Annotated in this window: 16 protein-coding genes; 14 read left to right on the top strand and 2 right to left on the bottom strand. The window is 69.5% G+C overall.

Translation table 11 applies throughout. The annotated features are described in order from the left end of the window. Nucleotides 1–8: 8 nt before the first annotated feature. Nucleotides 9–722 (bottom strand): SDR family oxidoreductase, encoded by a 714-nt coding sequence (locus BTH_RS13975; RefSeq protein WP_009893266.1) that lies wholly within the window; start codon nt 720–722, stop codon nt 9–11. A 283-nt stretch (nt 723–1005) separates the two neighbouring features. On the opposite strand from BTH_RS13975, the gene BTH_RS13970 reads away from it, so the two are divergent. From BTH_RS13970 to BTH_RS13955, 4 genes are all read left to right on the top strand, one after another. Further along, nucleotides 1006–1422 (top strand): MarR family winged helix-turn-helix transcriptional regulator, encoded by a 417-nt coding sequence (locus BTH_RS13970; protein WP_009893268.1) that lies wholly within the window; start codon nt 1006–1008, stop codon nt 1420–1422. Between the two features lie 211 nt (nt 1423–1633). Next, a complete protein-coding gene (locus tag BTH_RS13965) occupies nt 1634–1921 on the top strand; it encodes a hypothetical protein (protein ID WP_127446427.1) in 288 nt (95 codons plus the stop codon). Between the two features lie 80 nt (nt 1922–2001). Beyond that, entirely contained in the window at nt 2002–3588 is a 1587-nt protein-coding gene (locus BTH_RS13960) for an ABC transporter substrate-binding protein (RefSeq protein ID WP_009893270.1), read from the top strand. A gap of 232 nt (nt 3589–3820) precedes the next feature. After that, a complete protein-coding gene (locus BTH_RS13955; RefSeq protein WP_009893271.1) occupies nt 3821–5467 on the top strand; it encodes an ABC-F family ATP-binding cassette domain-containing protein in 1647 nt (548 codons plus the stop codon). Nucleotides 5468–5668: 201 nt separating this feature from the next. On the opposite strand, the gene BTH_RS13950 is transcribed toward BTH_RS13955, so the two are convergent. Beyond that, entirely contained in the window at nt 5669–6748 is a 1080-nt protein-coding gene (locus BTH_RS13950; protein ID WP_009893273.1) for an MBL fold metallo-hydrolase, read from the bottom strand. Nucleotides 6749–7036: 288 nt separating this feature from the next. Here BTH_RS13950 and aceK point away from each other — a divergent pair, with 288 nt between their 5' ends. The 10 genes from aceK (at nt 7037) to bioB (ending at nt 18271) form a co-directional block, all read left to right on the top strand. Then, nucleotides 7037–8848, top strand: coding sequence for a bifunctional isocitrate dehydrogenase kinase/phosphatase (gene aceK, locus BTH_RS13945; RefSeq protein ID WP_009893275.1), 1812 nt, complete (start codon nt 7037–7039; stop codon nt 8846–8848). A gap of 61 nt (nt 8849–8909) precedes the next feature. Next, the gene (gene can / locus BTH_RS13940; RefSeq protein ID WP_009893276.1) at nt 8910–9662 is read left to right on the top strand and encodes a carbonate dehydratase; all 753 of its coding nucleotides are present in this window, start codon (nt 8910–8912) and stop codon (nt 9660–9662) included. Then, on the top strand, nt 9649–10842 hold the full coding sequence (locus BTH_RS13935) for an acetyl-CoA C-acetyltransferase (RefSeq protein WP_009893278.1): 1194 nt from the start codon (nt 9649–9651) through the stop codon (nt 10840–10842). Before can ends, BTH_RS13935 begins: the two co-directional genes overlap by 14 nt. Nucleotides 10843–10874: 32 nt before the next feature. Then, nucleotides 10875–11552, top strand: a complete 678-nt coding sequence (locus BTH_RS13930; protein ID WP_009893280.1) for an SDR family oxidoreductase — start codon at nt 10875–10877, stop codon at nt 11550–11552. A gap of 32 nt (nt 11553–11584) precedes the next feature. Then, entirely contained in the window at nt 11585–12037 is a 453-nt protein-coding gene (locus BTH_RS13925) for a YchJ family protein (protein ID WP_009893282.1), read from the top strand. 103 nt (nt 12038–12140) lie between these two features. Beyond that, complete coding sequence (locus BTH_RS13920; protein WP_009908380.1) at nt 12141–13442, top strand: dienelactone hydrolase family protein; 1302 nt, start codon at nt 12141–12143, stop codon at nt 13440–13442. A 513-nt stretch (nt 13443–13955) separates the two neighbouring features. Then, complete coding sequence (gene bioA / locus BTH_RS13915) at nt 13956–15302, top strand: adenosylmethionine--8-amino-7-oxononanoate transaminase (RefSeq protein WP_009893284.1); 1347 nt, start codon at nt 13956–13958, stop codon at nt 15300–15302. Continuing rightward, entirely contained in the window at nt 15299–16483 is a 1185-nt protein-coding gene (bioF, locus tag BTH_RS13910) for an 8-amino-7-oxononanoate synthase (RefSeq protein WP_009893287.1), read from the top strand. The genes bioA and bioF overlap by 4 nt, the downstream gene beginning before the upstream one ends. After that, a complete protein-coding gene (gene bioD, locus BTH_RS13905; protein WP_009893288.1) occupies nt 16480–17202 on the top strand; it encodes a dethiobiotin synthase in 723 nt (240 codons plus the stop codon). The genes bioF and bioD overlap by 4 nt, the downstream gene beginning before the upstream one ends. A 58-nt stretch (nt 17203–17260) precedes the next feature. Further along, nucleotides 17261–18271, top strand: a complete 1011-nt coding sequence (gene bioB / locus BTH_RS13900) for a biotin synthase BioB (RefSeq protein WP_025369635.1) — start codon at nt 17261–17263, stop codon at nt 18269–18271. Nucleotides 18272–18347 lie beyond the last annotated feature (76 nt).

The following is an 18347-nucleotide window of genomic DNA, read 5'->3' as shown; positions in this document are numbered from 1 at the left end:
TCGACCCGTCACGCGCCCATCGGCGGCTGCGTGTAGACGGCCGGGTCGGCCGACAACCCCGCCTTGACGGCGCGCGTCAAATCGTCGACGAGCACTTCGTCGCGGCCCGCCGCGAGCGCGTCGAGCGTCTGCCGGACGACATCCTCCGGACGATTCTTCGGCACGCCCCGCGCGCTCGCGACCATATCGGTATCGATGTACGCGGAATGCAGCGCGAGCACGCGCGTGCGCTGCTCGCGCAGTTCGTTGCGGATCGCGTTCGTCGCGGCCCATGCGGCGGCCTTCGAAATGCCGTATGCGCCGGCGTTCGGCACGCCTAGCCACGACAGCACCGACAGCACGTTGACGATCGCGCCGCCGCCGTTGTCGCGCAGCACCGGCGCGAACGCGCGCGCCATTGCGAGCAGGCCGAAGAAGTTCGTGTCGAGTTGCGCCTGCAGGCCGCCTCCGTCCGCGTCCGCGACGAGCGATCCCGTCCGGTAGATGCCCGCGTTGTTGACGAGCAGATTGACGTCGCGCAGATCGCGTGCGGCGGCGGCGACGTCGTCCGCGCGCGTGACGTCGAGCCGCACCGGTTGCACGCCCGGCGTCGCCACGCGCGCCGGGTCCCGAGCGGCCGCATAGATCCTCTTCGCGCCGGCCGCCTTCAACCCTTCGACGAACGCACGCCCCAGGCCACGATTCGCCCCCGTCACCAATACGACAGCATCATCCGGTTTCATTTCGATTCTCGCTGACAAGACCACGGTTACGTACGGCCGGCGCCGCGCGCGCAAGCGCACTCGGTGCCGCCACTCTCCCGGAAAAAACGCCCTCGCCGAAATCGGCATGCGCGACTTCCCGTTGAATCGATGCAGCCGCATCGATTCGTCCGTCGACACGGCGCTTCGCAGCGCCGATACGCCGCCGCCGACCGACGCAAAATCATGCATATGCATCTTGTGCGTCATAGAATGTTCGTTGTCGACGAACGATTCCGAGGGACCCACGATGAGCGACGCCCCCATGAGACTCCTGTGCCATTGCGGCACGCTGCGCCAGGCCACGCGCGCCATCACGTCGCTCTACGACGCGCATCTCGCGAAGCACGGCATCCGCGTCACGCAGTTCACGATCCTCGCGGCGCTGCACGCCTGCGGCACGCTGCCGACGGGCGAGCTCGCGACGCGCCTGCTGCTCGACCAGACCACGCTGAGCCGCACGCTCGCGACGCTGCAGTCGAACCAGCTGGTGCGCGCCGAATCGGGCGACGACCAGCGGGTGCGCCTCTGGAGCCTCACGCCGAAGGGCGCCGCGCTGTTCAAGGCGTCGCGCGCCGATTGGGAAGCCGCGCAGAACGACGTGTATCGGCGCGTCGGCAAGCGAAACATGCAGGCGCTCGACGCCGAAATCTTCGCGCTCGCCGAGGCGCTCTCGAACTGACCCGCTCAGCTCGCCGCCACCCTGCCGCGCTGCACGCGCGGCGTTTCCTTGCGCGCGACGCGGCACCTCCCAGCGCACCGCGCGACACGCGACACGCGACACGCGACACGCGCACATCATGCTCGCCGCTTCTTCCGGCGCTCGCTCGCGATAAACACGCGATCCCTGCATCGGCATCGCACTCGATCATAATATATGCATACGCATGCAAATGCCAGATCGCCAATCCCGCACGCATGGACCGCGTCACGCCAGTCGATTCGATCGTGATTCCTTCCGTGGCACGCGCATTGTCGCCGCGCCGCTCGGCGTGTTGCGCGAGCGCGGCGCGCCGCGCGGCGTCGCGAGCCTGCGCATCGGCGGCGGCGAAGCGGCCGCACTGGCGATCGAGCCGCCGCGCCGACGCTCCCGCGCGGCGGCACGCCGCTGCGGCGGCGGCTCCGGCGTCGCGGCGCGGCGCGGCGCGCCCCGACGCCGATTAACGTCGAGCGCCCATTGACGGTATGCTATCCCGCTGGCGTGCGGCCGCTACGGCGTTGCCGCCCGCCGCCGTCAGAATTACGCCACGTGGGAGATCTCATGCGCTTCACGCACATCGCCGCCGCCGCGCTCGCCGCCGCTTCCGCCGTCGCCGTCGCCAAACCGCTGACGGTCTGCACCGAGTCGAGCCCGGACGGCTTCGACGTCGTCCAATACAACTCGCTCGTCACGACGAACGCATCCGCCGACGTCATCTTCAACACGCTCGTGTCGTACGACGAAGCAGCGAAGAAGGTGGTGCCCGCGCTCGCGGACAAATGGGACGTCAGCGCCGATGGCCTCACGTACACGTTCCATCTGCGCCCGAACGTCGCGTTCCAGACGACCGACTACTTCAAGCCGACGCGCGCGCTCGACGCGGACGACGTCGTCTTCACGTTCAGCCGGATGCTTGACGACGCGAATCCGTGGCACAAGGTCGCGGGCGCGAGCGGCTTTCCGCACGCGCAATCGATGGGCCTCACGAAGCTCGTGAAGGCCGTCACGAAGCTCGACGATTCGACCGTGAAGTTCGAGCTGAACGAGCCGAACGCGACGTTCGTGCCGATCCTGACGATGGGCTTCGCATCGATCTATTCGGCCGAATACGCGGGCCAGCTGCTGAAGGCGGGCAAGCAGGCGGACCTGAACGCGAAGCCGGTCGGCACCGGGCCGTTCGCGCTGAAGAGCTACACGAAGGACGCGGTGATCCGCTACGAGGCGAACCCCACGTACTGGGGGCCGAAGCCGAAGGTCGAGCGCCTCATCTACGCGATCACGCCCGATCCGTCGGTGCGCGCGCAGAAGGTGAAGGCGGGCGAATGCCAGATCGCGCTGTCGCCGAAGCCGCAGGACGTCGCGGCCGCGAAGGCCGACCGCACGCTGAAGGTCGTCGAGACGCCCGCGTTCATGACCGCGTTCGTCGCGCTCAACACGCAGAAGAAGCCGCTCGACAACGACAAGGTTCGCGAGGCGCTCAATCTCGCGTTCGATCGCGCGACGTACCTGAAGGTCGTGTTCGACAACACCGCGACGCCCGCGACGAACCCGTATCCGCCGAACACGTGGAGCTACGCGAAATCGATCGCGCCGTATCCGTACGATCCGGCGAAGGCGAAGCAGTTGCTCGCCGCGGCGGGCTTCCCGAACGGCTTCTCGACGACGATCTGGGTGCGCCCGACGGGCAGCGTGCTGAATCCGAACCCCAAGGCGGGCGCGGAGCTGCTGCAGGCGGACCTCGCGAAGATCGGCGTGAAGGCGGACGTGAAGGTGATCGAATGGGGCGAGCTGATCAAGCAGGCGAAGCTCGGCCAGCATGATCTGCTGTTCATGGGCTTCGCGGGCGACAACGGCGATCCGGACAACATCCTCACGCCGCAATTCAGCTGCAACTCGGTGAAGTCGGGGCTGAACTTCGCGCGCTATTGCGATCCGAAACTCGACAAGCTGATCGCCGACGCGAAGGAAACCGCCGACCAGGCGAAGCGCGCGAAGCTGTACGAGGCCGCGCAGAAGATCATCCACGACGAGGCGCTGTGGATTCCGCTCGGCTATCCGACCGCCGCGGCGATCACGCGGCCGAACGTCGCCGGCTATCGCGTGAGCCCGTTCGGGCGGCAGCACTTCGACGCGGTGTCGGTGCAGTAGCGCGGCGACATCGCCGCCGCGGCCCGCGCGCAGCGCCGCGCGCCGGGCCGCGCTTGTCCGCATCGCGCGGCGCTTGCTATACTCCCCGCACCTTTCCTCCGACGAATTCCGAGCCGCCAAGTGAACAACTGAGCCTTCCCCGAATGGTTTCGCCGCTGCGCATTGCCCTTCGTGCACACCATGCACGCCGCACGCGCCGCGCGAATGTCGCAATCCATTTCCGGAGGTGCTCATGGCCCGGACCGCTCCCATCGGCGCGCTCGTCGCGCTTCATCACGTTTCCTTTCGCTTCGACGACGGCGTCACGCTGTTCGATTCGCTCGACCTCACGTTCGATCGCACGCCCACTGCAATCGTCGGCCGCAACGGCGCCGGCAAGAGCGTGCTCGCGCGCCTGATCGCCGGCCGGCTCGCGCCGACGGCGGGCGCGATCGAGCGGCACGCGTCGATCGCGTTCGTCGCGCAGCACGACGCCGACGCGATGCCCGACCCGCAATGCACGGCCGCCGCCGTCGCGCGCCTCGACGCGCCGCTCGCCGCGCTCGAGCGGGTTGCGCGCGGCGACGCGCGCGCGGACGACTTCGACTTGCTCGACGGGCGCTGGGACCTCGCCGAGCGCTGGCAAGCGGCGCTCGGCGACGCCGGCCTGCCGCCGATCGACGCGCGCACGCCCGCGCACGCGCTGAGCGGCGGCCAGCTCGCGCGCGTCGCGATGATCGGCGCGCTGCTGTCGGGCGCGGACCTGCTCGTCGCCGACGAACCGACGAACCATCTCGACGCGCCCGGCCGCGACTGGCTGCGCGCGGCGCTCGCCGGCTGGCGCAGCGGCCTCGTCGTCGTCAGTCACGATCGCGCGCTGCTCGCGGGCGTCGAGCGGATCGTCGAGCTGACGCCGCGCGGCACGCGCGTCTATGGCGGCAACTACGCTGCGTATCGCGCGCAACGCGACGCCGAAGCCCAAACGGCGCAGGCCGCGCTCGATCACGCGCACGCGGAGCGCGACCGCGAGCGCCGCCGGCTCGCGCGCGAGCACGACACGATTCAGCGGCATGCAGCCGCCACGCGCCGCTATGCGGAAACGGCCAACCTGCCGAGCGGCAAACGCGTGTCGCTGAAGAACAGCGCGCGCGAGATCATGGGCCTCGTGCGGCGCGATCATCGCGACGCGAAGGCCGCTTTGGGCGACGCCGTGCGGGAAGCGGCGCAGCGCGTCGAGCCGGACGCGCCGGTGCTCGTGTCGCTGCCGGGCACCGAGGTCGGCGCGCGCCGGCGGCTCTTCACGCTCGACGCCGCGCGGCTGCCGTGGCTGCCCGCGCACGCGCGCGCGGCAACCGTCACGTGGTCCGCGCACGGGCCGGCGCGAATCGCGGTCACGGGGCCGAACGGCTGCGGGAAATCGACGCTGCTGCGCATGCTCGCGGGCGAATGCGCGCCGCGCGCGGGACGCTGCGACACGCATGTGCCGCTCGCGTATCTCGACCAGCGGCTCGCGCTGCTCGATCCGCGGCGCTCTGTGGTCGAGCAGCTCGCGGCGCTGCGCACGCCGCTCGCGGAAGGCGAGCTGCGCAGCCGGCTCGCGCTGCTTCAGCTCGACGCGGCGCGCGCGACGCAGCCGGCCGCGCGGCTGAGCGGCGGCGAACGGCTGAAGGCGGCGCTCGCGTGCGCGCTATGGCGCGAGACGCCCGCGCAACTGCTGCTGCTCGACGAGCCGACGAACCATCTCGATCTCGAATCGGTGCGCGCGTTCGAAGCGGCGCTCGCGGATTTTCCGGGGGCGATCGTCGCGGTGTCGCACGACGCGGCGTTCATCGACGCGCTCGCGCCGACGCACGCGATGCGGTGGACGAGCGAGGGCTGGCGCTTCGAGCCCGTTGCATGACGGGGCGCGCCGGCCGCCTCGGTGAGCCGGCGAAGCGGCGAGGCCGAGAGGCCGTATGGCGGCGGCAATCGACCGCCGGCCGCCGCGGCACGCGGACCGCACCCGGATCGACCGCCCACACCGAAACGCGCCACCCGGGAATCGCAAGCGCGCCCGCCGAGCCCGATCGTCCGACGTCGCCCCGCGCCCCCGCCCGTCGCGTCAGCCCGCGTGCCGGAACCGGATCACGCCGTCCGCACCCGTCTCGCGCGCGAGTTCGCCCGCGAGCCACAGCAGGTTCAGGTGCGCGATCGCCTCGCCGAGCGCGAAAGTCATCTGATGAATGTCGAGCCCGCCGCGCTTGAACATGATCGGCACGATGTCGGCCGCGCTCATCGGCCGCTCGCGGCACGCGGCGCGCACTTCGGCGAGGCGCGCTTCGTGATGCGCGCGCAGTTGCGCGATGCGCGTTCTCACGCCGCGAAACGGCTTGCCGTGCGAAGGCAGCACGAGCGTGCCCTCCGACATCGATTCGTAGCGGCCGAGCGAATCCAGATACAGCGCGAGCGGGTTCGCCTCCGGCTCGAGGTCGAACACCGACACGTTCGTCGAGATTCGCGGCAGCACCATGTCGCCGGAGATCAGCACGCCGTCGGCCGCGCAGTGGAGCGCGCAATGTTCGGGCGAATGGCCATAGCCCGTCACGACGCGCCATTCGCGCGCGCCGATCGCGAGCGCGTCGCCTTCGCGCAGCCGCCGGTAGCGCGGCGGCACGGCGGGCACGAGATCCGAGAAGTAGCTGCGGCGGTTGCGCAGCTTGTCGAGCGCGGCCGGATCGGCCAGGCCATGGCGCGCGAAATGATCGGCGGCGGCGGGCCCGCCCGCGTTCGAACCGTTTCCGGCCGCCATCAGGCAGCCGAACAGGTATTCGCCGAGCGTCATCCACAGCCGCACGTTCCAGCGCCCGCGCTCGCCGCCTTCGCACAGCCAGTTCGCGAGTCCGAAATGATCCGGATGGCAGTGCGTGACGATCACGCGCAGCACGGGCAGGCCGTCCAGATGCGCATCGAAGATCCGCTCCCAATGCGCCTTGATGTCCGCCGACGCGATCCCGCAGTCGACGACCGTCCAGCCCGCCTGCCCGTCGATCTCGTCGCGCAGCAGCCAGAGATTGATGTGGTCGAGCGCGAACGGCAGCGGCATGCGCAGCCAGCGCACGCCCGGCGCGACCTCGACGAAGCCGCCCGGCTCGGGCAGCGTGTCGGCGAGCGGGTAATCGAGTTGGTGTTCCAGTGCGTTCATCGGGGGTGTCTCGTTGCGTTGTCGTCGGGCCCGCGGCACGGCGCGAACCGGAACCGATTCTATCGCTCAACGCGCGAAGGCGCGCCGGACCGCCTTCGCGCCCCTGAAAAAAAGATCGCGCCAGAATCCCGCGCGAACTCCGATCGTTGCGTGAAGATCCGCCGAATGTCGCGCAACGTCGCCGAACCGGCCGCACCGGCCGCCTGCGCCGAATCGCCCTGCAATGGCTAAAGCGCGCCCGCCCGGCGCTAAAATGGCGTGAGCTTTCCGCCCGTGAGCCCGCGCACGATGAATCACTTTCCCAAACTGCTGTCCTCGCAGATCGGCTTCGACGTCGCGCAGACGATCCTCGAGAACTTCGATCGCCACTACCGGATCTTCCGCGAGGCGGCCGTCGAAGCGAAGGACCTGTTCGAGCGCTCGGACTGGCACGGGCTGCAGCGGCTCGCGCGCGAGCGCATCACGTCGTACGACGACCGCGTGCGCGAGTGCGTCGAGCTGCTCGAGGACGAGTACGACGCGGAGAACATCGACCACGACGTCTGGCCGCAGATCAAGCTGCATTACATCGGCCTCCTGACGTCGCACCGCCAGCCCGAATGCGCGGAAACGTTCTTCAATTCGGTGTGCTGCAAGATCCTGCATCGCGCGTACTTCAACAACGATTTCATCTTCGTGCGCCCGGCGATCTCGACCGAATACATCGAGAACGACGAGCCCGCCGCGAAGCCGACGTACCGCGCGTACTATCCGGGCAGCGAGGGGCTCGCCGCGACGCTCGAGCGGATCGTCACGAACTTCCAGCTCAACCCGCCGTTCGAGGATCTCGAGCGCGACATCGCGTGCATCATGCAGGCGATCCACGACGAGTTCGGCGCGTTCGACGAAGCGGTGAATTTCCAGATCCACGTGCTCTCGTCGCTGTTCTACCGGAACAAGACCGCGTACATCGTCGGGCGCATCATCAACGGCGACCGCGTGCTGCCGTTCGCGGTGCCGATCCGCCACGCGCGCGCGGGCGTTCTCGCGCTCGACACGGTGCTCCTGCGGCGCGACCAGCTGAAGATCATCTTCAGCTTCTCGCACTCGTACTTCCTCGTCGACATGAACGTGCCGTCCGCGTACGTGCAGTTCCTGCGCTCGATCATGCCGGGCAAGCCGAAGGCGGAGATCTACACGTCGGTGGGCCTGCAGAAGCAGGGCAAGAACCTGTTCTACCGCGATCTGCTGCATCACCTGTCGCATTCGAGCGACCGCTTCATCATCGCGCCCGGCATCAAGGGCCTCGTGATGCTCGTGTTCACGCTGCCGTCGTTCCCGTACGTGTTCAAGATGATCAAGGATCACTTCCCGCCGCCGAAGGAAACGACGCGCGAGCAGATCATGGACAAATACCTGCTCGTCAAGCGCCACGACCGCCTCGGCCGGATGGCGGACACGCTCGAATACTCGAGCGTCGCGCTGCCGCTCGCGCGGCTCGACGACGCGCTCGTGCGCGAGCTCGAAAAGGAAGTGCCGTCGCTCATCGAATACGAGGGCGACAGCCTCGTCATCAAGCACCTGTACATCGAGCGCCGGATGGTGCCGCTCAACCTGTATCTGCAAAACGGCAGCGACGCCGAGATCGAGCACGGCGTGCGCGAATACGGCAACGCGGTGAAGGAACTGATCCAGGCGAACATCTTCCCCGGCGACATGCTGTACAAGAACTTCGGCGTGACGCGCCACGGGCGCGTCGTGTTCTACGACTACGACGAGATCGAATACCTGACCGACTGCAACGTGCGCCGCGTGCCGCCGCCGCGCAACGACGAAGACGAGATGTCGGGCGAGCCGTGGTACACGGTCGGCCCGCACGACATCTTCCCAGAAACCTACGCGCCGTTCCTGCTTGGCGACCCGCGCGTGCGCGAGCACTTCCTCGCGCATCACGCGGATTTCTTCGATCCGCAGCTCTGGCAGGACAGCAAGGACCGCCTGCTGCGCGGCGAGCTGCCCGATTTCTTCGCCTACGAGCCGGCGCTGCGCTTTTGCCTCCGCTATCCGGAGCGCTTCGCGCCGGGCGACGCGGCCGAAGACGGCAAGCGCGCCGCCGCGTGAGCGCCGCCGCTCGCCCGCGTGCGAACGCTCTTTTTTTCATCCCACGGAACCTACACTTGAGATGAACACGAACGACCATCCGCTCTCCCATCTGTTCGACAACAACGACGCCTGGGTCAGGCGCAAGCTCGCCGACGACCCGCACTACTTCTCGCGCCTCGCCGACCAGCAGGCGCCCGAATATCTGTGGATCGGCTGCTCCGATTCGCGCGTGCCCGCGAACCAGATCATCGGCCTGCCGCCGGGCGAAGTGTTCGTCCATCGCAACATCGCGAACGTCGTCGTGCACACCGACCTGAACTGCCTGTCGGTGATCCAGTTCGCGGTCGACCTGCTGAAGGTCAAGCACATCATGGTCGTCGGCCACTACGGCTGCTCGGGCGTGAACGCCGCGCTGCACAGCCGCCGCGTCGGGCTCGCGGACAACTGGCTGCACCACGTGCAGGACGTGCGCGAAAAGCATGCGGCGCTGCTCGAGGATTGGCCGCTCGGCGAGGCGCGCTACCGGCGCCTGATCGAGCTCAACGCGATCGAGCAGGTCGTCAACGTGTGCCGCACGACGATCGTCAACGACGCGTGGGCGCGCGGCCAGTCGCTCACCGTGCACGCGCTCGTCTACGGCGTGCACGACGGCCGGATGCGCAACCTCGGAATGGCCGTGTCGCATGCCGAACAGCTCGATGCGACGTACCGCCGCGCGGTCGGCGCGCTCTCGGCAAACGGCGCGCATTCGGCGGACAATGACGTCGTGGCGGCCGATGCGGCCGATCTCATTGCCCAAACCATCAAGGAGACGAAACATGACGACTGTTGATCAGGACCCGATCGTCATCGCGTCGGCGGCGCGCACGCCGATCGCGGGCTTTCAGGGCGACTTCGCGTCGCTCGCCGCGCCGCAGCTGGGCGCGGTCGCGATCGCCGCGGCGCTCGAGCGCGCGGGCTTGAAACCGGAGCAGATCGACGAGGCGGTGATGGGCTGCGTGCTGCCCGCGGGACAGGGACAGGCCCCGGCGCGGCAGGCCGCGCTCGGCGCGAAGCTGCCGCTGTCGGTCGGCTGCACGACGGTCAACAAGATGTGCGGCTCGGGCATGCGCGCGGCGATGTTCGCGCACGACATGCTCATCGCGGGCTCGGTCGACGTGATCGTCGCGGGCGGCATGGAAAGCATGACGAATGCGCCGTACCTGCTGCCGAAGGCGCGCGCGGGCATGCGCATGGGCCACGGCCAGGTGCTCGACCACATGTTCCTCGACGGCCTCGAGGACGCCTACGACAAGGGCCGCCTGATGGGCACGTTCGCCGAGGAATGCGCGGGCGAATACGCGTTCTCGCGCGAGGCGCAGGACGCGTTCGCGATCGAATCGCTCGCGCGCGCGAAGCGGGCGAACGAGGACGGCTCGTTCGCGTGGGAAATCGCGTCCGTCACGGTGGCCGGCAAGAAGGGCGACACGGTGGTCGCGCGCGACGAGCAGCCGTTCAAGGCGAACCCCGAGAAGATCCCGACCCTCAAGCCCGCGTTCAGCAAGACGGGCACCGTGACCGCCGCGAATTCGTCGTCGATCTCCGACGGCGCGGCCGCGCTCGTGATGATGCGCGCGTCGACGGCGAACAGGCTGGGCGTCACGCCGCTCGCGCGCGTCGTCGGCCATTCGACGTTCGCGCAAGCGCCGTCGAAGTTCACGACGGCGCCCGTCGGCGCGATCCGGCGCCTGTTCGACAAGAACGGCTGGCGCGCGGCCGAGGTCGACCTCTACGAGATCAACGAGGCGTTCGCGGTCGTCACGATGGCGGCGATGAAGGAGCACGGCCTGCCGCACGACAAAGTCAACGTCAACGGCGGCGCATGCGCGCTCGGCCATCCGATCGGCGCGTCGGGCGCCCGCATCCTCGTCACGCTGATCGGCGCGCTGCGCGCGCGCGCGGCCAAGCGCGGCGTCGCGAGCCTGTGCATCGGCGGCGGCGAGGCGACCGCGATGGGCATCGAGCTGATCTGACTTCCGCCGCGCCCCCGAACAGGAGTCCTCCGATGAAGACCGTATTGATCGTCGGCGCATCGCGCGGCATCGGCCGCGAATTCGTCGGCCAATATCTGCGCGACGGGTGGCGCGTGATCGCCACCGCGCGCGACGCGGCGTCGCTCGCGTCGCTCGATGCGCTCGGCGCGCGCACGCTCGCGCTCGACGTCGCGCGGCCCGACGACGTCGCGGCGTTCGACGCGCGGCTCGGCGACACCGCGCTCGACGCGGCCGTCGTCGTATCGGGCGTGTACGGCCCGCGCACGGCGGGCGTCGAGCCCGTCGGCGCGGAGGACTTCGATGCGGTGATGCATACGAACGTGCTCGGCCCGATGCTGCTGATGCCGATCCTGCTGCCGCTCGTCGAGGCGAGCCGCGGCGTCCTCGCGGTGCTGTCGAGCAAGATGGGCAGCATCAGCGAGGCGACCGGCACGACGGGCTGGCTCTATCGCGCGAGCAAGGCCGCGGTGAACGACGCGCTCAAGATCGCGTCGCTGCAGGCGCGGCACGCGGCCTGCATCGCGCTGCATCCGGGCTGGGTGCGCACCGACATGGGCGGCGCGCAAGCCGCGCTCGAACCGCAGGCGAGCGTCGCCGGCATGCGCCGCGTGATCGCGCAGGCGGCGGGCGACCGCGAGCGCGCGAACGGCCGCTTCTTCCAATACGACGGCGTCGAGCTCGGCTGGTGAGCCGGCGCGCCGCCGTCGCTCCTCGAATCACGATGCAAGCCACAACGAATGTCTCCGAGCGCCCGCTCGATTGCCCGTGCGGCGGCGCCGCGCCCGGCGCGAGCGCGAACGCGCGCGCGCCGCGCTACGCGGATTGCTGCGCACGCCTGATCGACGGGCACGCCACCGCGGCGACCGCGCTCGAACTGATGCGCTCGCGCTACAGCGCGTACGTGCTCGGCGCAACCGACTATCTGCGCGCGACCTGGGACCCGCGCACCTGCCCGCCCGATCTCGACGCCGACGCAGGCCGCGCCGACGCGCCGCGCTGGCTCGGCCTCGCGATCAAGCGCCATGCGCAACTCGACGATACGCACGCCGAAGTGGAATTCGTCGCGCGCTACAAAATCGGCGGACGCGCGCACCGGATGCACGAAACAAGCCGTTTCACGCGCGACGCGCAAGGCGCGTGGCGCTACGTGGACGGCGATGTAAGCGAGCGCTGAGTCCATCGCTTCGCACCGCTGCGGATTCCGCCGCACATTTCGGCATGGCCGGGTAATTCCGGCGTTGCGCAATCGAAATTTGTCAGGCTAGGATGGCCCACGTTTGGTGCAATTCGCGTGGGTGGGCTCGGGCATGGCATTCGGCAAGGTGATGACGGGATGGATCGCGGCATGCGTGCTGTCTGCCGCTCAGGCCGGCCCGCTGCCGCCCGACATTCCGTCCGCACCCGCCGCCGCGCCGCGCGCATCCGGCGCGCTCGCGAACGCCGAGCGCTTCGACTACGGCGATTCGGGCCTGCCGCCCGTCGCCGCGAATCTCAACGAAACGGTCATCCGCATTCCGGTCGACGCGGCCGGCGCGATCACGCTCGAGGCGACGGTGTTCAAGCCGGATGGCCCCGGCCCCTTCCCGCTCGTCGTGTTCAACCACGGCAAGAATCCCGGCGATCTGCGCGCGCAGCCGCGCAGCCGGCCGCTGTCGTTCGCGCGCGAGTTCGTGCGGCGCGGCTACGCGGTCGTCGCGCCGAACCGCGAAGGCTTCGCGGGGTCGGGCGGCACCTACATCCAGGAAGGCTGCGACGTCGAGCGCAACGGCGTCGCGCAGGCGCGCGACGTCGCGGCGACGATCGGCTATATGTCGAAGCTGCCTTACGTCGACGCGAAGCACGTCGTCGTAGCGGGCACGTCGCACGGCGGGCTCGTGTCGCTCGCGTACGGCACCGAGGCCGCGCGCGGCGTGCGCGGAATCATCAACTTCTCGGGCGGGCTGCGCCAGGATCTCTGCGAAGGCTGGCAGAAGAACCTCGTCAACGCGTTCGACACGTACGGCTCGCGCACGCATGTGCCGTCGCTTTGGCTGTACGGCGACAACGACTCGGTGTGGTCGCCCGCGCTCGTCGCGCAACTTCGCGACGCGTACATGTCGCACGGCGCGAGCACGCTCTTCGTCGATTTCGGCCGCTACAAGGACGACGCGCACCGGATCATCGTCGATCGCGACGGCGTGCCGATCTGGTGGCCGCCCGTCGCATCGTTCCTCGCGCAGCTGAGCCTGCCGACGTCGGTCCGCTACGCGGTCGCGAACCCTCACGAGCCGAAGGCAAGCGGCTATGCGGAGATCGAATCGGTCGACGCGGTGCCGTTCATCGACGACGTCGGCCGCGCCGCGTATCGGCGCTTTCTCGCACAGCATCCGAGCCGCGCGTTCGCGGTGTCGAGCGAAGGCGCGTGGTCGTGGGCCGAAGGCGGCGACGATCCGATGGCGCTCGCGCTCGACGGCTGCCGCAAGCAGGGCGCGGGCGCGTGCCAGCTGTATGCGGTCGACGATCGCGTCGTGTGGCGCGACGCGGGCACGCAAACGGCCGACGAATCGGCGAGCGCGGCGCACGCGCTCGCAAGCCGCTGATCCGCCGCTGCTGACGATGCCGCTCGGCTGACCGCCTGGTCGATCGCGCGCGCCTGCCCGCCCCGCTTTTTCCCCCAGGTTCTTTCCTCATATTTCATATCGATGCGGCATCGCGCATCGCCCGTGCGCGCGGACGATTCGCGCGCGACGGGCGCATTCGGGCGCATCGACCATGCCCTTTTTTCGAGACATCGAACGTTTTTCAGCCGCCGCTCGCCCGATTGCCGCCCGACGGGTAGCGACTCTTTGCCGCCGTCTTCTCCGGCGTACTCGGAGGATCTGTCACGAACCGTCGCGAGACGCCGCGAAATGCGCCGAACTCCGCGTCCGGCAAGGCTCCGGCGTTTTGTAACGAGTACTGCAGCCGAGCGCAAAACACGCTAATCTCAGCCCCGGTTTTCGATTTGCACACGCGTTTTCTTCGCCATCCGATCGCACGCGTTCTCGCCGTCGATCCCGCATGAGCGAGCGGCGCTTCGCGCGCCCTCGACGCGTTTTGGTCCCGGAGCAGTCTTGAGCACACACGCAACCGACGACTGGGTCGCGCGCAGCCTGCGCGCGGTCTGGCATCCTTGCACGCAGATGAAGCACCACGAGCGGCTGCCGCTCATTCCCGTCGCGCGCGGCGAACGCGCGTGGCTGTTCGATCGCGCGGGCAACCGCTATCTCGACGCGATCAGTTCGTGGTGGGTGAACCTGTTCGGCCACGCGAACCCGCGCATCAACGCGGCGCTCAAGCAGCAGCTCGACACGCTCGAGCACGCGATGCTCGCCGGCTGCACGCACGAAAGCGCGATCGAGCTTGCCGAGCGGCTCGCCGCGCGCACGCAGCACACGCTCGGCCATGCGTTCTTTGCATCGGACGGCGCGTCGGCCGTCGAGATCGCGCTGAAGATGAGCTTCCACGCGTGGCGCAACCGCGGCCGCGGCGACAAGCGCGAATTCGTCTGCATCGCGAACGGTTACCACGGCGAGACCATCGGCGCGCTCGGCGTGACCGACGTCGCGCTGTTCAAGGACGCGTACGATCCGCTGATTCGCGCGGCGCACGTCGTCGCATCGCCGGACGCGCGCGGCGCGCGCGACGGCGAAACGGCGGCCGACGTCGCCGCGCGCGCGCTCGGCGACGTGAAACGCCTGTTCGCCGAGCGCGGCGAAAAGATCGCCGCGCTGATCGTCGAGCCGCTCGTGCAGTGCGCGGCCGGCTTCGCGATGCACGATCCGTCTTACGTGCGCGGCCTGCGCGCGCTGTGCGACGCGCACGACGTGCATCTGATCGCCGACGAGATCGCGGTCGGCTGCGGGCGCACCGGCACGTTCTTCGCATGCGAGCAGGCGCACGTGTGGCCCGATTTCCTGTGCCTGTCGAAGGGCATCAGCGGCGGCTACCTGCCGCTGTCGCTCGTGCTGTCGCGCGACGCGATCTTCGACGCGTTCTACGACGACGACGTGACGCGCGGCTTTTTGCACTCGCATTCGTACACGGGCAATCCGCTCGCGTGCCGCGCGGCCGTCGCGACGCTCGATCTGTTCGACACCGACGACGTGCTCGCCGAAAACGCGCGCAAGTCCGCGCTGATGCGCGAAGCGCTCGCGCCGCTCGCGTCGCATCCGCAGGTGCGCCACCTGCGCGAGCGCGGCACGATCTTCGCGTTCGACGTCGCGCTCGAAGGCGATGCGGCGAAAACGTTCCCGCGCCGCTTCTTCGAGCGCGCGCTCGCACGCGAGACGCTGCTGCGCCCGATCGGCACGACGGTCTATCTGATGCCGCCTTACATCCTCGCCGACGGCGAGATCGAATGGCTTGCATCGCGCACGCGCGCGACGCTCGACGCAACGCTTTCGGAGACTCACGCATGAATCTGCTCGCCACGCTCGAACGCGGCCTGGCCGACATCGACGCACAGGGGCTGCGCCGCCGCCGCCGCATCGCGGACACCGCATGCAGCGCGCACATGAGCGTCGACGGCCGCGAGATCGTCGGCTTCGCGAGCAACGACTACCTCGGGCTCGCCGCGCATCCGCGCTTGATCGAAGCGTTCGCCGAGGGCGCGCGGCGCTACGGCGCGGGCAGCGGCGGCTCGCATCTGCTCGGCGGCCACTCGCGCGCGCACGCGGCGCTCGAAGACGAGCTCGCCGCGTTCTCGGGCGGCTTCTCCGACGCGCCGCGCGCGCTCTACTTCAGCACCGGCTACATGGCGAACCTCGCCGCGCTCACCGCGCTCGCGGGCCGCGGCGCGACGATCTTCTCCGACGCGCTCAATCACGCGTCGCTGATCGACGGCACGCGGCTGTCGCGCGCGAACGTGCAGGTCTACCCGCACGGCGACGCCGACGCGCTCGACGCGCTCCTGCGCGCCTGCGACGCGCCGACGAAGCTGATCGTCTCCGACACCGTGTTCAGCATGGACGGCGACGTCGCACCGCTCGCGCGGCTCGTCGCGCTCGCCGAAGCGCACGGCGCATGGCTCGTCGTCGACGATGCGCACGGCTTCGGCGTGCTCGGCCCTCAAGGCCGCGGCGCACTCGCCGCGCACGGGCTGCGCTCGCCGAACCTCGTCTACGTCGGCACGCTCGGCAAGGCGGCGGGCGCCGCGGGCGCGTTTATCGTCGCGCACGAGACGGTGATCGAATGGCTCGTGCAGCGCGCGCGCAGCTACATCTTCACGACGGCCGCGCCGCCGTCCGTCGCGTGCGCGGTGTCCGCGAGCCTCGCGGTGATCGCGAGCGACGAAGGCGACGCGCGGCGCGCGCATCTCGCCGCGCTGATCGAGCGCACGCGAGCGATCCTGCGCGCGACGCCGTGGCAACCGGTCGATTCGCACACGGCCGTGCAGCCGCTCGTGATCGGCAGCAACGAAGCGACGCTCGCCGCGATGGCCGCGCTCGACGCGCAGGGCCTGTGGGTGCCCGCGATCCGCCCGCCGACGGTGCCGGCCGGCACGTCGCGGCTGCGGATCTCGCTGTCGGCCGCGCACTCGTTCGCCGATCTCGCGCGCCTCGAAGCGGCGCTCGTCACGCCGATCGAGGCCGCCGCATGAGCGCGCCGCTCTCGCTGTTCGTGACGGGCACCGACACCGAGATCGGCAAGACCTTCGTATCGACCGCGCTGCTGCACGGCTTCGCGCGCGCGGGGCTGCGCGCGGCCGCGATGAAGCCGATCGCCGCGGGCGCGTACCAGCGCGACGGCGTGTGGCGCAACGAGGACGCGGACCAGCTCGACGCGGCCGCGAACGTCGCGCTGCCCGCCACGATCCGCACGCCGTTCCTGCTGAAGGCGGCCGCCGCGCCGCACATCGCCGCCGCGCGCGAGGGCGTCGCGCTCGACATCGATACGATCGTCGGCGCGCATCGCCGCGCGTGCGAGAGGGCGGACGTCGTCGTCGTCGAAGGCGTCGGCGGCTTTCGCGTGCCGCTCGCCGGCACGCGCGACACCGCCGATCTGGCGGTCGCGCTCGGCCTGCCCGTCGTGCTCGTCGTCGGCGTGCGGCTCGGCTGCATCAGCCACGCGCTCCTCACCGCCGACGCGATCGCCGCGCGCGGCCTCGCGATCGCCGGCTGGGTCGCGAACCGCGTCGATGCCGCGATGCGCTTCGCCGACGACAACGTCGACACGCTGCGCGCGTGGCTCGAACGCGAGCACGGCGCGCCGCTACTCGGCGACATCGCGCACATGAGCCCGCCGTCGCCGGAAGCGGCGTCGCGCTCGCTCGACGTGAACCGCTTGCTGGGCGCGCTGCGCGAAACCGCGCCGCGCTGACGCGCGCCCCGTTTATCACTGATTTTTCGAATCGATCCCTGACCGAAGGATGACCGACATGACTGAAGCTCAAACCGCTTGCCCGACGACCGAAACGCCGGTGGCCGCGCCCGTCGCGCCGCGCTGGCGCGTCGCCGACGTGATCGCGCTCTACGAGCTGCCGTTCAACGATCTGCTGTTCCGCGCGCAGCAGACGCACCGCGAGCACTTCGACGCGAACGCGATCCAGCTGTCGACGCTGCTATCGATCAAGACGGGCGGATGCGAGGAGGATTGCGGCTACTGCTCGCAATCCGCGCATCACGACACCGGCCTGAAGGCGGAGAAACTGATGGAAGTGGACGCCGTGCTCGCCGCCGCGCGCACCGCGAAGGAAAACGGCGCGACGCGCTTCTGCATGGGCGCCGCGTGGCGCAACCCGAAGGATCGCCACATCGAGCCGATCAAGGAGATGATCCGCGGCGTGAAGGACATGGGCCTCGAGACGTGCGTGACGCTCGGCATGCTCGAAGAACACCAGGCGAAGGCGCTGGCGGAGGCGGGCCTCGACTATTACAACCACAACCTCGACACGTCGCCCGAGTTCTACGGCCAGATCATCTCGACGCGCACGTACCAGGATCGCCTCGACACGCTCGAGCGCGTGCGCGACGCGGGCATCAACGTGTGCTGCGGCGGGATCATCGGGATGGGCGAATCGCGCCGCGAGCGCGCAGGCCTCATCGCGCAGCTCGCGAACATGAACCCGTATCCGGAATCGGTGCCGATCAACAATCTCGTCGCGATCGAGGGCACGCCGCTCGAGAACGCGCAAGCGCTCGATCCGTTCGAGTTCGTGCGCACGATCGCGGTCGCGCGCATCACGATGCCGAAGGCAATGGTGCGCTTGTCGGCAGGCCGCGAGCAGCTCGACGATTCGATGCAGGCGCTGTGCTTCCTCGCCGGCGCGAATTCGATGTTCTACGGCGACGTGCTGCTCACGACCGGCAATCCGCGCGCCGAAGCGGATCGCAAGCTGCTCGCGCGGCTCGGGATGTCGGCGACCGAAGCGACGCAGTTGAGCGCCTGAACGCCGGCGGCATGCCAGCAAAAAGCCGGGCGACGTCCCGGCTTTTTTGCGCGATGCGCAGCGCACGTCGCCCGCC

The sequence above is a fragment of the Burkholderia thailandensis E264 genome, from assembly GCF_000012365.1.
GTDB lineage: Bacteria > Pseudomonadota > Gammaproteobacteria > Burkholderiales > Burkholderiaceae > Burkholderia > Burkholderia thailandensis.
This window is presented reverse-complemented; position numbering and strand designations above follow the sequence as displayed.